The sequence below is a fragment of the Stieleria varia genome (assembly GCF_038443385.1).
GTDB lineage: Bacteria > Planctomycetota > Planctomycetia > Pirellulales > Pirellulaceae > Stieleria > Stieleria varia.
Window position 1 is genome coordinate 18637 of sequence record NZ_CP151726.1, and the last position, 12379, is coordinate 31015.

Here is a 12379-nt window from a genome sequence, read left to right on the forward strand (position 1 = left end):
ATCATGTCCTCCAACGACAAACGTTCTGATGTCGACCTTTTGCGGGCTCAATACGAGGAGCTGGCGGAACTGGCGGGGTCACTTGCTCATGAAATCAAGAATCCACTGTCGGTGATTCACATGAACATCGACTTGTTGAGCGAGGATCTGCTCGAAGCGAACTCATCGGACAATCGTCGATCGTTGGAACGAGTCGATATCGTTCGCGAGCAATGCGAACGCATGGAAGGCATCATCCGGGACTTTCTACGCTATGCCAGACTGCGTGACATCGATTTGGTCTCCGGAAACTTGAACGATCAAGTCGAAGCGGTGCTGCGGGCTTACCAAGCCGAGGCCGAAGCTCGAGAGATCGAGGTCGTGCGATTCCTCGACAACGATTTGCCCGTCATAGCGCTGCACAGCGATTCCCTGCAAGCAGCCCTGATGAACTTGGTCAAGAATGCACTGGAAGCCATGGAGAGTGGCGGACAGTTGCTCGCGCGAACCTACACGACCCAGAACAGCATCGCGTTGGACTTGATCGACACCGGTTCGGGTGTCGATAACAACACCGTGATGCACATGTTCGAGCCCTTTTACACAACCAAGGAAGGCGGTTCGGGTTTGGGCTTGCCGACAGCTCGCAAAATCATCGAGGCGCATGGCGGCCGGATCAGCGTTCAAAGCGAAGTCGGCCGGGGGACAAAATTCACACTCGAGTTTCCCGTCCCCAAGCGGATCGTCGTCGGGTGAGTCGCTTGTCTCTTGCAACGATCGTCCTGACCGCTGGTTGGTTTGTTTCATCCGTCTTGTTAGCACAAGACCAATCAGTCGATGCGGTTGTCCAACTGCACTGCGACGCGCTAACAGAAAGCAGCGGAATCGGATTCTCGCATCGAAACGCAGATCGATTTTGGACCCACAACGATTCCGGTGACAAACCACGCCTCTTTGCCTTTGACACCGCAGGCCGACAAACCGGCGTCTGCCGCATATCCGATGCCAAGTCGATCGATTGGGAAGCCATGGCGTCCTATGTCGACCAGGGGCCGCGATTGTTGGTCGCCGATTGTGGAGACAACGATGAAAAACGCAAGTTCATCACCATGTACTTGTTCGATGAACCAAATCCCGATCAGCAATCCAAGGTCGAGATCATGCAAACACTGCGCGTCCGTTTCCCCGATGGACCGCATAACTGCGAAGCTGTGGCGGTCGACACTCAACGTCGTCAGATTCTGTTGGCGACCAAGGAGCCTCTCTTGTCGCGGCTCTACACGGTGCCGTTGCCAGGTCGAACCAACCATTCCGCTACCAGCGAACAAACCGCATCCGCGGTCGGTCAGATCGTGATGCCGATGGTCACCGGGATGGATATCAACCGCCGGACCGGAGAGATCTGGATGACCAGCTACTTCCACGCCTGTCGTCTTCCTCGGCCATCAGCGACGGCAACGCTGGCGGAGCAGTTGGTGAAGTACCCGGCCATTTTTGAATTGCCCAAGTTGTCTCAGATCGAAGCAATCGGACTCGACTCAGAGGGCCATGCTTGGGTGACCAGCGAAGGATCACCTGCCAAGATAACTCGAATCAAGAAACCCAAATGATTGAAGTGGAGAAAAAGTTCCCCGTGACGGATCGCGATGACTTGCTGCAGCGTTTGAACGCGTTGGGATCGATATCCGGCGAGGTCGAGCAGCATAGCGATACCTATTACCAGCATCCATCACGTGACTTCGCCCAGACCCAGGAAGCCCTCCGGATCCGCCGAGTCGATGGAGTGGCAAGCGTGACGTACAAAGGACGCCGATACGTACAAGCTGACAGTAGTTTGAAAGCCCGCCAAGAATTGGAATGGTGTTTGGGCAGCGACGATCACGACGGCGCGAACATGGATCAACTGTTGATCGCACTGGGGTTTACCATGGTCGCGACCGTCAACAAACTTCGACAGTCGTTTCATTGGGCGACCGGCGAGTGGTCGGATTTCAGCGTGACGCTGGACGAAGTCGCCGCCGTGGGGCTCTTTGCGGAAATCGAACTACTCGTCCGTGACGAATCCCAGATCGCAGAGTCAACGCAACGAATCGCGGCTCTGACTGACGCGCTGGGTTTATGTCAACCTGAAACTCGCAGCTACCTACGCATGACCTTGGAACAACAATCGCTCAACTCACCAAGCAGCTAAGCGCGGATGGGTACGAAAAGAGTCTGCGCAAAGCAGCAGCCGCGCGATACCGACCGTTTTCTCACACTTCTTGCTTTCGTCGGGCTTGCCCTGGGCTGTCAAAACGTTGCTCTTGACATGCAACTTCAATCGGCCGGTTTTGTTCCTCCCTTTGGCGTAGGAATCAAGAAACTATTCTCTGAAACGTTGTAACGCTCGGCAGAGGGATAGGCGTATGACGATGGGGCAGAGACAACGTAACGAAATTGAATCTTTTCGTGCTGGTATTTGCCTACCATTGCATATCTCTGCACCAATTGACCGCCAGCAGAATGCCCGACCAAGACAATCTCGCGAACGTTTGGGAAGTTACCGCTGTCGACAAGGCGTTCTAACCATTCGTCGACGACGGCAAAGGCGCTAAGTGAAATCGCCTTTGCGTGGGGACCCATTGCAGATCGTGCCGAACCACGATACGGGCTGGACCTCCAAAACAACAAGCCATCTGTGATTGCGTCAGGAATCACGTTCTGCTCGTAAAATTGAGGTGCAACGATTAGAGTCTGATCGAGAACGCCGCGTACGGAACGAACGCTCCAGGATGAGACTTCACATCCTAACGAAGCGGTGCGGTCTCCAATGCAGTAGCGTCAGCGGACAGCAACGAAACCGCGAAAACGCATGTAATGAATGGCAACAATCTCATTTTGTGTATCTCGTTACGCTGTCAACGCTCAACTCAGAACGTCACGGATCAGGGGGCGGCGGCGAACGACTCGCGAGCAGGCGGAAAAACGCACCACGGCCGCTCCGTTGCAACCGATGGTTCATCCAATTCGGAAATAAGGTGCCGATACAAGTCGATGTCACGAGGTTCAAGTGGCTTTGGTTGCTTTACCAATTCTTCTTTCTGAGGCGACGCCGACGCTATCTCGACTGTTTTCGCTTCCTCAATCATCGGATCAACGCCGTCATCCATCAATCTCGTTTAACGCCGAGCCGCAGGCGAAATCGAATCCGCCGACACAACCAAGACCCAACGCCCAGACCATCAATCTCGTTTAACGCCGAGCCGCAGGCGAAATCGAATCCGCCGGCACAACCAAGACCCATCGCCCAGACCATCAATCTCGTTTAACGCCGAGCCGCAGGCTAAATCGAATCCGCCGACACAACCGAGAGCCATCGCCCAGGCCACCAACCTCGTTTAACGCCGAGCCGCAGGCGAAATCGAATCCGCCGACACAACCAAGACCCAACGCCCAATCCATCAATCTCGTTTAACGCCGAGCCGCAGGCGAAATCGAATCCGCTGACACAACCAAGACCCATCGCCCAGACCATCAATCTCGTTTAACGCCGAGCCGCAGGCGAAATCGAATCCGCTGACACAACCAAGACCCAACGCCCAAACCATCAATCTCGTTTAACGCCGAGCCGCAGGCGAAATCGAATCCGCCGACACAACCAAGACCCAACGCCCAAACCATCAATCTCGTTTAACGCCGAGCCGCAGGCGAAATCGAATCCGCCGACACAACCAAGACCCAACGCCCAGACCATCAGTATCAACACAGCAAAGATGCCGTTCCTCCAACACGACTCCCCCGACCGCGAAGTCGGTCACAGAAGGTAGCCGCCAATTGCGCCTAAGCGGCGGGAGAAAGAAGGCGCGGTGTGCGAATGCAAGAAGAAGTTGGTTGGCAAGGATGCCAACGCCTCCTTCCCCGCAAGGATGCGTACTCCTGACTTGCCCCGAAGAACGATCAGCAATCCACTGCCAGACTCTTCACAAACTCAACCAACAGAGAGCCGATTAAGTTCAACGCTAGCGATGACCGAGTCGCGGCATTGTGGTTTCCATTTCAAAAAGGGCCATCCGCGACTTCGGTCCAACGGTACGCCCGACATGGGCGTGAACTTGTGGGGTGCCGCTTCCTTCGGGAAGCCAGTCCCCGGTACGAAAACGAAGCTTGAAACGAATGGCAGTATACCGGCGGCCATAACCCAGTCGCCGAGGTTGATTCTGATGTAAGTAAACGCGAGATCGGCGACTTGGGTTCATGGCTTGGTTCGTCCGAGTCGAGAATCGATCGCTGCTGGATCACTACGGCAATCCAAGATTGCGACGACGTCTACAAGCTCTTCAGAAACCAAATAGTAGATCGCGTAAGGGAAACGTACAGACAGTGATCGGTGGAAACCGCGGTATTGCTCATGGATACCGACGCTCGACTGGAGTTTCTCGATGTCTTCTCGCAGGCATTTCAGAAAATACTGATCCAGATCAGCAGACTGTTCACCGTAGAAGATGGCACCGTCAACGAGATCATCACGTGCCTCATCCCTGATCTCGACGTGCATTCAATCGCTCCCTGACATCATCGAAGGCAGCATCGATCGGAAGTCTAGGCACGCTAGAAGGGTTTGCGATCCGATGAGCCAATATATCGCCATGCCAATCGGGCGAGGAAAGGCGAGCAGGATTCGCTGATAAATCCCGCCACAGGATGTCCATCGCGTTTAGCTTCTCTTCGGGCGTAAGTGACGCTAGCATACTCTCAAGTGACATTGGTCTTCCTCCACAGAGTATGATAGCGTGCACGCCGACACTTGGCAAAGGCTGCGTGAAGGACGAACGCGACCGTTCACCGGGCCGCGGCGAACGACTTTGATTTCACAAAACCGCGCGGCCCGCGGCTCAGTGTGCAACGGATTGTTCGTCGTCTTGATTGTGTCGTTGATTCATGACTTGGGGAAGTTTTCGCCCCAGTTCAGCTCAGGCAAAAATGCAACAAATTGATCGTATTGGTTTCGGGTGGCAAAGTACCATTCGTTGAATCCGAAATCGTATTCCGTTTTGACAAACCAATGCGTCGTCCATGATCCGGAGTGCGAATGGGGCTCATCCATTTCGCATGCGCGGTATTGCGAATGTTTTTGCGTGCAATGGCCATCGGCAGGGCCAAATTGCATCCAACACCAGTGGTTTGCAAAATCGAGTTCTGGGTAGGCCACCTGCAACATGACAGCGTGAGGAAACCGTAAGAGCCGTGCGTTTCTTTCAGCGTTTTGTTCGGCGCGATCTTCCGGCGTGTCGTCTTCACAGGCGAGATACGCTTCGATGCTGGAAACAATGGCTGTTTGGTGAGTCACGCTGCGGCTCCAAGGTACGCTCTTGTGATGATGCGTGCCCGTTGACGACGAACGTCCGCGTTGACCAATGCCGCGGCGAGTGATTTTCAATAGGGAAAACGCTAGCCACCGCGGCTTCGGTCGAACGCTTTGTTATCGGATTTCTGGTGGTGTTGGAGGAAGCGGGTTTGCACCATGGCACACAGTCAGAATGCGTATTTCGTTACCGTGGAGTTGATGAATGAGCCGGTAGGAATGCACGAAGACCTCCCGTACGTCGTCCCAGCAATATTCAGGAACTATCGACCCAGATTCAGGGAACATTTCCGCTGTGTCACGCGGTGAAGTATGCGATCAACGACCACGACCGCATATTGACGGGAATCCCTCGCAATATGGTCCTGGATCGAGATCAAGTCGTCCGTTGCATAGGTTGTCCATCTAACTCTCATCGGAGCGTCCGAGTCGACGCCGCACGTCGTCTGTGCTAATGAGATTGCCTGCCTCTGCGTCTGCTAGGCCGGCCTCAATCTTCTGTCGCACGTACATGCGGTAAATCACGTCGTCCCAAGTCGCATCGTCAGGCAGCGATTCGAGCGTCTCTCTAGCAGCAGATTTTACGAGCGATTTTTCAGTGTTGGCCATGATTGATTCTCCGTTCCAACAAGTGTATCAGCCAAACGCTGACTGAGCAACGAACGGCAGAGGAACGTGCGGTTCGACGAGAACTGAATCGGACAGAATTCCCACGGCTACTCGTGCCGCCCACATCCACGCCAAGACCCGTCAGGTTCGCGCGCAGCATGCAGCAACGTGGTACAGAAATCATATTGAGGCCGATGACCCTAGGTGAGCTGGCTGCTGACAGCGAAACCGACCCGGAAAAGCAGGGCACAGGTAGATGTGGCCCAACAAGCAATGAATACAGTGACGGGGACAGATCACGTGTCCGTGAAAATCGACGGTCTCCATCGACCAAACGGACGTCCCTTATTTGGGGAGGGCTTCATCCTGCGGCCGCTAGTAGAGCTTGCTCCAACGCGGGGTGGGCCGTGGTAACACGAACCCACGATCGAAGTCGGCAGCAGAAGGCATAGGAGTGACCCGCCGAGTCCCACGGCGACACAAAGGCCCGAACGTCACAAGACAAGGAACGAACCACCGATGAGTTTTGACGCTTCCTCGCTCTCCATCCGGGCTTGACCCGGTGGAAGCAAGACTGATGAGCTACAAAGAAGCAGTCGATTCGCTTGGCTCCCCTCCGGCCTCGTGCCGGTGGTAGCAAGGACGATCACTGGCCATCTCAAGTCGCGTTGGTCCCTTTGCCACTGGCACGAGGCCAGTGGGGAGATGGGTTGCTTTGGGCCTGCGGTGTCGTAGCCAGTCAGTCGGATTCACCACCGGCACGAGGCCGGTTGGAGTCTGGTCAAATCGAACGAATGGTAACAGCTATGCAGACGACTTTGTGATTTTCACAAAGACCGAAGCGGCGGCGCAGCGTGTGTACGCGAGCACCGAACGCTTCTTGACCGACCGATTGAAGTTGACCGTCAACCACGACAAGAGCAACATCCGCAAAACGGATGGGCTTGAGTACGTGGGCTATAAGTTTCGTGGCTACGGCGGCCAAATACGGGTCAGTGGTAAGAAGCTGAAGGCATTCAAAGAGCGTGCCTCGGAGATCTTTCGTAGAAACCGAGGCGTCTCGATGGAATCGCGTTACAAGGCTTTCGCATCCTACGCACGGGGTTGGTTAGGGTACTTCGCGTTGGATCAAGTAAAGACAACGTTCACCAACTTAGACAAATGCCCCAAAACTGATCAACGCAGGCCGTCGGGTACGCGCCTGTTACTGGAAACAGTGGCGGAAATCGAAGACCCGTCTGAAGAAACTGATGTCGTTGGGCGTGTCTTATCGTGTCGCTCGTGGCTTTGCGATGAGCGGCAAGGGCTCGTGTTGGTTGGCAGGCAGAGCGTCTTTCCACGACGTCAGGTGTCCAGTGAGCTTTATCCAACGAGTATCTGGCCGCTGAGGGCTTGTTTATTCTTGAAGAGTGCTGGCTATCGCTTGCATCCTTGAGGCGAAACGCACTGTATTCATCGATCTAGTGCGGACCCGCATGCTAGGTGTTGTGGGAGGGGTCCCGGGCAACCGGGCCCCTATCCCGATTGCGATTGTTCGTCGCGGTTTCGAGTTACGGTTGTGAGGCCATTCTACACGTTTGCGATCTGCCAATCGATGTTGCTTCGCCATGAATCATCGCCGATCAAGTATCGCGTAAATGTGTCAATCAAATCATTCAGCGTTTTGTAACCGTTGGCCCGGAAATGAGTGTTCGTGTCTCCAGCGTGGTATTCAAGTATCCAAGGATCGGAATCATTTTGCTTCAGGAATTGTCTGCATTCATCGGTCGGCTGCCAGTCGCTTGCGGCTTGAATGAACGACGTTTCGGAATCTGCGAGAATGGCGAACTTGCCGAAGACGTCGGATTCGAGAATCTCGCGAAGGACTTCCTGGGTCACGTCATCGATCGGATCCAGTTCTTCAGTTGTCAGCTGCATGGGATGACATCTCTTGGAGCGACGATCGCTGGCGATCACGCAGTCGCCGCCAAAAAACTATGATTCAAATTCGCGGCCGACCCGCGACTTGCGTGCATCGCTTTGTTCGTCCGCACTCTTTGAGCTGACCACGGTTTATTCTAACGGAAAGTCAGGGGATTCACAAACGATCGTGACGTCAACATCGTCCTCAAAAATGCTTCGAATCGTCTCATGAAGTTTGTCAACCTCGGCGGACGTGTCAATAGATCGTAGTTTTGTCCAGCTCCATTTCTTACCTTTAGGGGTGAGTACAGTCACGCAAAGATCCAGATCACCCGAATCATCGATTTGAATACCGTAAACTCCGATCCCACATGTGAAATCCAATCCCTTGACGTCCACCCACCATCCCCAATCTTCGCAGACGACGAAGGGGACGGAATAACCGCGACCCGCCAAACTTGTTTGCAGGTATTGGGCACACGCTTTGCCATACATGCCTTCGTTCACGAGCTCGTCATCCTCGCCCGGCAAAATTCGCAGCTTAGCTGATCGAATGTGAAGAAAGGGATTCGCAGTCATGTATTATTCGAACGGCAACGCGTGATGGACGAACGCAGAGATCACCCAGCCGCGGCGGTGGTCTCTTGTGGTATGGAAAGACAACACCCGCGGCTTGGGTGCAGTACGCCCAACATGGGCGTGATCTTGTGGGGTGAAAGTCCCCTGTACTTAGTTCCGGTTACTTTCAACACGAGGCAGTATACCAAATGTAACTCTTACGAAAGACAGTACGAGGCGAGGGCAACTGCGCACAAGGTGACAAACCGTGGGGAGGAAGCCTGCGGATGTGCTCGTAAAGATGGCTCTGGCCTGAGGAACGTGCGGTTCGACGAGAACTGAATCGGACAGAATTCCCACGGCTACTCGTGCCGTCCACATCCACGCCAAGACCCGTCAGGTTCGCGCGCAGCATGCAGCAACGTGGTACAGAAATCACATTGAGGCCGATGACCCTAGGTGAACTGGCTGCTGACAGCGAAACCGAACCGGAAAAGCAGGGCACAGGTAGATGTGGCCCAACAAGCAATGAATACAGTGACGGGAACAGATCACGTGTCCGTGAAAATCGATGGCCCCCATCGACCAAACGGACGTCCCTTATTTGGGGAGGGCTTCATCCTGCGGCCGCTAGTAGAGCTTGCTCCAACGCGGGGTGGGCCGTGGTAACACGAACCCACGATCGAAGTCGGCAGCAGAAGGCATAGGAGTGACCCGCCGAGTCCAACGGCGACACAAAGGCCTGAACGTCACAAGACAAGGAACGAACCACCGATGAACTCTGATGCTTCCTCGCTCTCCATCCGGGCTTGACCCGGTGGAAGCAAGACTGATGAGCTACAAAGTAACACGAACCCACGATCGAAGTCGGCAGCAGAAGGCATAGGAGTGATCCGCCGAGTCCAACGGCGACAGAAAGGCCCGAACGTCACAAGACAAGGAACGAACCACCGATGAGTTTTGACGCTTCCTCGCTCTCCATCCGGGCTTGACCCGGTGGAAGCAAGACTGATGTGCTACAAAGAAGCGGTCGATTCTCTTGGCTCCCCTCCGGCCTCGTGCCGGTGGTAGCAAGGACGATCACTGGCCATCTCAAGTCGCGTTGGTCCCTTTGCCACCGGCACGAGGCCAGTGGGGAGATGGGGTTCGATTGGCCTGCGGTGTCGTAGCCAGTCAGTCGGATTCACCACCGGCACGAGGCCGGTTGGAGTCTGGTCAAATCGAACGAATGGTAACAGCTATGCGGACGACTTCGTGATTTTCACAAAGACCGAAGCGGCGGCGCAGCGTGTGTACGGGAGCATCGAACGCTTCTTGACCGACCGATTGAAGTTGACCGTCAACCACGACAAGAGCAACATCCGCAAAACGGATGGGCTTGAGTACGTGGGCTATGAGTTTCGTGGCTACGGCGGCCAAATACGAGTCAGTGGTAAGAAGCTGAAGGCATTCAAAGAGCGTGCCTCGGAGATCTTTCGTAGAAACCGAGGCGTCTCGATGGAATCGCGTTACAAGGCTTTCGCATCCTACGAACGGGGCTGGTTAGGGTACTTCGCGTTGGATCAAATGAAGACAACGTTCACCAACTTGGACAAATGCCCCAAACTGATCAACGCAGGCCGTCGGGTACGCGCCTGTTACTGGAAACAGTGGCGGAAATCGAAGACCCGTCTGAAGAATCTGATGTCGTTGGGCGTGTCTTATCGTGTCGCTCGTGGCTTTGCGATGAGCGGCAAGGGCTCGTGTTGGTTGGCAGGCAGAGCGTCTTTCCACGACGTCAGGTGTCCAGTGAGCTTTATCCAACGAGTATCTGGCCGCTGAGGGCTTGTTTATTCTTGAAGAGTGCTGGCTATCGCTTGCATCCTTGAGGCGAAACGCACTGTATTCATCGATCTAGTGCGGACCCGCATGCTAGGTGTTGTGGGAGGGGTCCCGGGCAACCGGGCCCCTATCCCGATCGGCATTGTTATCGCTTCATTGTCCTAATGCGGCGAGCATGAAGTTGAGCTTGTTCTTCGTTGTTGGAAGCCCGCGTTCGGCCAAAAGATCATGAAGCGTCATGTCACAATCCCAAATTGTTGTCGCCGCCGCCAGTTGTGTCAAAACGTATATTTGGGTTGGACCAAGTGCTGCCCGATCAGCCCCATTCGTCGTGGCTAAAGGGATCGTCATTGCAAGCAGTGCGTGCATTGCCTCGTAGAATTGGTCATCGCGCGTGAACGTTGCCAGCAAGGGATCAATTGTCGGATTTGTCGGCGAGACGGGCAGATTGGTGAGAGCCTCGGTCACGTCCTGCTGCAAATCAGCGCCGTCAGCCATCTCAGCGTAATCGACCGAAATCCCGTTGTGGTCGTCACGAAGGCAAAGCAGTAGCGCTCCACCAAGCACGATAAGGTCATCCTCGGTTACTGCATTCGGATCGCGAAGCAATTGGCGAATCCGTGGTTCAACGTCAGCAGCTGTAGGAAGCATGGGACTCAGAGTGCGATAACGGTGCGGATCACGTGGTCGCCGCAAACGACTAACCACTTCAAAAAACTCAACTCGGCGACTCACGTGCATCCGCTGGTTCGCCCATTTCACGACGTATTCTAACCCGATCATCGAATGTGATGTGCGGACGGTTGATTGCATCTGCAATTCCCTGAGCCACTTGCCTTAGATCTGATTCAGCTCCCCCTAGCGTTGACACGAGGCATAGCGACGTCAATCCATTTCCGTTGGCAATTGATAGTTGAATTTCCGAAACAGAATCCCCGTCATCGTCCGAGAAGGTCGCATCAACGACGGCATGTACATCATCTAAGGGAATTGTCTGTTTGCCACCGAATAGACAAATCGATGCCGTGTTCTTGGAATACAACAGAAATGGACGATATCGACGAGTTGCAGCTCTACGGATGATCGGGAAATAAAAGGGAGCTGGGATAATTACCGAACCCAACACAATCACGCCCCACGGGATTGGTTCGGAATTTAGCTCAATGGCGGCGAAACCGAAGAGAAGGAACAGTGTTCCAATCAACAACGAGTATCCGAGCAAGCGAAACCAAGGGATAGCTACGAAATCAAGCTGCCAGGCACGCACGTCCTCTACCAACAAGTAGCGATCGCAGTAGTAATAACCACTTCGCGAAAGCCGGGTGAACGACAGTTGGCTGGCGACTGCTTGTTGAGGCTGCATCAACTCGTTGGGCGAACGACCGCGATCACCCCGTCGCGGCGAAAGATTTTCCATTGTCAAAACGCTCGGCTCCGCGACTGGGGTGCATCGCTTGGTTCCGCCTTCTTCTCCCGATTCAAGTCGCGTGCTCCGAATATGAACGGGTCCCTCCATTCGCCAACTTTCGTCTTTGTATCGGCGTCGTAAAGATCGGACACCGACGGAGGATTCTTCAACACCTCGATCGGATCATTGCCTTCGACGCGCACGAGAACGCCGTAGTCATAAAGTTTATGGTCGGTTGTCCAAACCCGCCATGCGTCGCCGCGCCATAAAATATCGCGCCCGTTTACTTTGTCTGGATGCCAGTAGTCGCCGCCCGCCGAGAACCAGCCGTCTGTTAACTCGATTTCTCCGTCGTCGGTGAACCCGCCCGTGCAGGCGAAAAGGAAGAATTTGTAATCACGTTTTCGAACGTGTAGATATGAAGTGTGGAATCCACGAATCTCGGAGACGTTGACATAGATGCCGGGCACTAGTTCGTTCTGCCGCTCCGCCTTCGGTGTTGATGCGATTAGCTTCGGCATCTGAGGTTCTTCAGATTCATCGATGATACCGTCGCCGTTCGTGTCTTCGATCTGCTGAGCGGTCGACAATGCGGACGCGTACAACGCGAAGATAAGCGAGGCAGTAGCAATTCGCATTGGAGTATCCATTCTCGTTGGCGGAACGGTAGTGTTGACCGAGATCGCGTCTTGTGTCTTCCATGTCAACAACCGCTACATCGCGATCTTCGGTCCAACACATGGTTACTCGCTATTCCGGTG

The 12379-nt window shown here is 54.4% G+C and carries 17 protein-coding genes; 5 read left to right on the forward strand and 12 right to left on the reverse strand.

Annotated features, from left to right (window positions below; genetic code table 11):
• Nucleotides 1-3: 3 nt before the first annotated feature.
• The 3 genes from Pla52nx_RS00070 to cyaB are packed head-to-tail and all read left to right on the forward strand — an operon-like array spanning nucleotide 4 to nucleotide 2170.
• Complete coding sequence (locus Pla52nx_RS00070; RefSeq protein ID WP_231742639.1) at nucleotides 4-735, forward strand: sensor histidine kinase; 732 nt, start codon at nucleotides 4-6, stop codon at nucleotides 733-735.
• Nucleotides 732-1589: a hypothetical protein gene (locus Pla52nx_RS00075; RefSeq protein WP_146522984.1), complete on the forward strand. Its 858-nt coding sequence runs from the start codon at nucleotides 732-734 to the stop codon at nucleotides 1587-1589. Before Pla52nx_RS00070 ends, Pla52nx_RS00075 begins: the two co-directional genes overlap by 4 nt.
• On the forward strand, nucleotides 1586-2170 hold the full coding sequence (gene cyaB / locus Pla52nx_RS00080; protein WP_146522983.1) for a class IV adenylate cyclase: 585 nt from the start codon (nucleotides 1586-1588) through the stop codon (nucleotides 2168-2170). Before Pla52nx_RS00075 ends, cyaB begins: the two co-directional genes overlap by 4 nt.
• 125 nt (nucleotides 2171-2295) lie before the next feature.
• On the opposite strand, the gene Pla52nx_RS00085 is transcribed toward cyaB, so the two are convergent.
• The 7 genes from Pla52nx_RS00085 to Pla52nx_RS00105 form a co-directional block, all read right to left on the reverse strand.
• Nucleotides 2296-2676 (reverse strand): hypothetical protein, encoded by a 381-nt coding sequence (locus Pla52nx_RS00085; protein ID WP_146522982.1) that lies wholly within the window; start codon nucleotides 2674-2676, stop codon nucleotides 2296-2298.
• A gap of 227 nt (nucleotides 2677-2903) precedes the next feature.
• Complete coding sequence (locus Pla52nx_RS00090) at nucleotides 2904-3128, reverse strand: hypothetical protein (RefSeq protein ID WP_146522981.1); 225 nt, start codon at nucleotides 3126-3128, stop codon at nucleotides 2904-2906.
• A gap of 1082 nt (nucleotides 3129-4210) precedes the next feature.
• Complete coding sequence (locus Pla52nx_RS00095; protein WP_146522980.1) at nucleotides 4211-4513, reverse strand: type II toxin-antitoxin system RelE/ParE family toxin; 303 nt, start codon at nucleotides 4511-4513, stop codon at nucleotides 4211-4213.
• On the reverse strand, nucleotides 4491-4721 hold the full coding sequence (locus Pla52nx_RS32835) for an addiction module protein (protein WP_146522979.1): 231 nt from the start codon (nucleotides 4719-4721) through the stop codon (nucleotides 4491-4493). The genes Pla52nx_RS00095 and Pla52nx_RS32835 overlap by 23 nt, the downstream gene beginning before the upstream one ends.
• 173 nt (nucleotides 4722-4894) lie before the next feature.
• A complete protein-coding gene (locus tag Pla52nx_RS00100) occupies nucleotides 4895-5305 on the reverse strand; it encodes a hypothetical protein (protein ID WP_146522978.1) in 411 nt (136 codons plus the stop codon).
• A 132-nt stretch (nucleotides 5306-5437) separates the two neighbouring features.
• Nucleotides 5438-5608, reverse strand: coding sequence for a type II toxin-antitoxin system RelE/ParE family toxin (locus Pla52nx_RS32840; protein ID WP_146522977.1), 171 nt, complete (start codon nucleotides 5606-5608; stop codon nucleotides 5438-5440).
• Between the two features lie 117 nt (nucleotides 5609-5725).
• On the reverse strand, nucleotides 5726-5929 hold the full coding sequence (locus Pla52nx_RS00105) for a hypothetical protein (RefSeq protein ID WP_146522976.1): 204 nt from the start codon (nucleotides 5927-5929) through the stop codon (nucleotides 5726-5728).
• A gap of 697 nt (nucleotides 5930-6626) precedes the next feature.
• On the opposite strand from Pla52nx_RS00105, the gene Pla52nx_RS00110 reads away from it, so the two are divergent.
• On the forward strand, nucleotides 6627-7364 hold the full coding sequence (locus tag Pla52nx_RS00110) for a group II intron maturase-specific domain-containing protein (RefSeq protein ID WP_342190308.1): 738 nt from the start codon (nucleotides 6627-6629) through the stop codon (nucleotides 7362-7364).
• A 134-nt stretch (nucleotides 7365-7498) separates the two neighbouring features.
• Here Pla52nx_RS00110 and Pla52nx_RS00115 read toward each other — a convergent pair whose 3' ends face one another.
• Both Pla52nx_RS00115 and Pla52nx_RS00120 read right to left on the reverse strand, forming a co-directional pair.
• The gene (locus Pla52nx_RS00115) at nucleotides 7499-7846 is read right to left on the reverse strand and encodes a hypothetical protein (protein ID WP_146523610.1); all 348 of its coding nucleotides are present in this window, start codon (nucleotides 7844-7846) and stop codon (nucleotides 7499-7501) included.
• 135 nt (nucleotides 7847-7981) lie between these two features.
• Nucleotides 7982-8410, reverse strand: coding sequence for a hypothetical protein (locus Pla52nx_RS00120; RefSeq protein WP_146523611.1), 429 nt, complete (start codon nucleotides 8408-8410; stop codon nucleotides 7982-7984).
• 1110 nt (nucleotides 8411-9520) lie between these two features.
• On the opposite strand from Pla52nx_RS00120, the gene Pla52nx_RS00125 reads away from it, so the two are divergent.
• The gene (locus Pla52nx_RS00125) at nucleotides 9521-10210 is read left to right on the forward strand and encodes a group II intron maturase-specific domain-containing protein (protein WP_342190309.1); all 690 of its coding nucleotides are present in this window, start codon (nucleotides 9521-9523) and stop codon (nucleotides 10208-10210) included.
• Nucleotides 10211-10363: 153 nt separating this feature from the next.
• Here Pla52nx_RS00125 and Pla52nx_RS00130 read toward each other — a convergent pair whose 3' ends face one another.
• The 3 genes from Pla52nx_RS00130 to Pla52nx_RS00140 all read right to left on the reverse strand — a co-directional run bounded on the left by Pla52nx_RS00130 (nucleotide 10364) and on the right by Pla52nx_RS00140 (nucleotide 12208).
• Nucleotides 10364-10819 (reverse strand): hypothetical protein, encoded by a 456-nt coding sequence (locus tag Pla52nx_RS00130; protein ID WP_146523613.1) that lies wholly within the window; start codon nucleotides 10817-10819, stop codon nucleotides 10364-10366.
• A 109-nt stretch (nucleotides 10820-10928) separates the two neighbouring features.
• Nucleotides 10929-11573: a hypothetical protein gene (locus Pla52nx_RS00135; protein WP_146523614.1), complete on the reverse strand. Its 645-nt coding sequence runs from the start codon at nucleotides 11571-11573 to the stop codon at nucleotides 10929-10931.
• 56 nt (nucleotides 11574-11629) lie between these two features.
• Nucleotides 11630-12208, reverse strand: a complete 579-nt coding sequence (locus tag Pla52nx_RS00140; protein ID WP_146523615.1) for a hypothetical protein — start codon at nucleotides 12206-12208, stop codon at nucleotides 11630-11632.
• Nucleotides 12209-12379 lie beyond the last annotated feature (171 nt).

Excerpts from the sequence above, each read along its gene's own strand:
- Pla52nx_RS00070 (WP_231742639.1), top strand. The coding sequence starts at position 4 with ATGTCCTCCAACGACAAACGTTCTGATGTCGACCTTTTGCGGGCTCAA.
- cyaB (WP_146522983.1), top strand. The coding sequence starts at position 1,586 with ATGATTGAAGTGGAGAAAAAGTTCCCCGTGACGGATCGCGATGACTTG.
- Pla52nx_RS00090 (WP_146522981.1), bottom strand. The coding sequence starts at position 3,128 with ATGGATGACGGCGTTGATCCGATGATTGAGGAAGCGAAAACAGTCGAG.
- Pla52nx_RS00095 (WP_146522980.1), bottom strand. The coding sequence starts at position 4,513 with ATGCACGTCGAGATCAGGGATGAGGCACGTGATGATCTCGTTGACGGT.
- Pla52nx_RS32835 (WP_146522979.1), bottom strand. The coding sequence starts at position 4,721 with ATGTCACTTGAGAGTATGCTAGCGTCACTTACGCCCGAAGAGAAGCTA.
- Pla52nx_RS32840 (WP_146522977.1), bottom strand. The coding sequence starts at position 5,608 with ATGTTCCCTGAATCTGGGTCGATAGTTCCTGAATATTGCTGGGACGAC.
- Pla52nx_RS00105 (WP_146522976.1), bottom strand. The coding sequence starts at position 5,929 with ATGGCCAACACTGAAAAATCGCTCGTAAAATCTGCTGCTAGAGAGACG.
- Pla52nx_RS00115 (WP_146523610.1), bottom strand. The coding sequence starts at position 7,846 with ATGCAGCTGACAACTGAAGAACTGGATCCGATCGATGACGTGACCCAG.
- Pla52nx_RS00120 (WP_146523611.1), bottom strand. The coding sequence starts at position 8,410 with ATGACTGCGAATCCCTTTCTTCACATTCGATCAGCTAAGCTGCGAATT.
- Pla52nx_RS00135 (WP_146523614.1), bottom strand. The coding sequence starts at position 11,573 with ATGCAGCCTCAACAAGCAGTCGCCAGCCAACTGTCGTTCACCCGGCTT.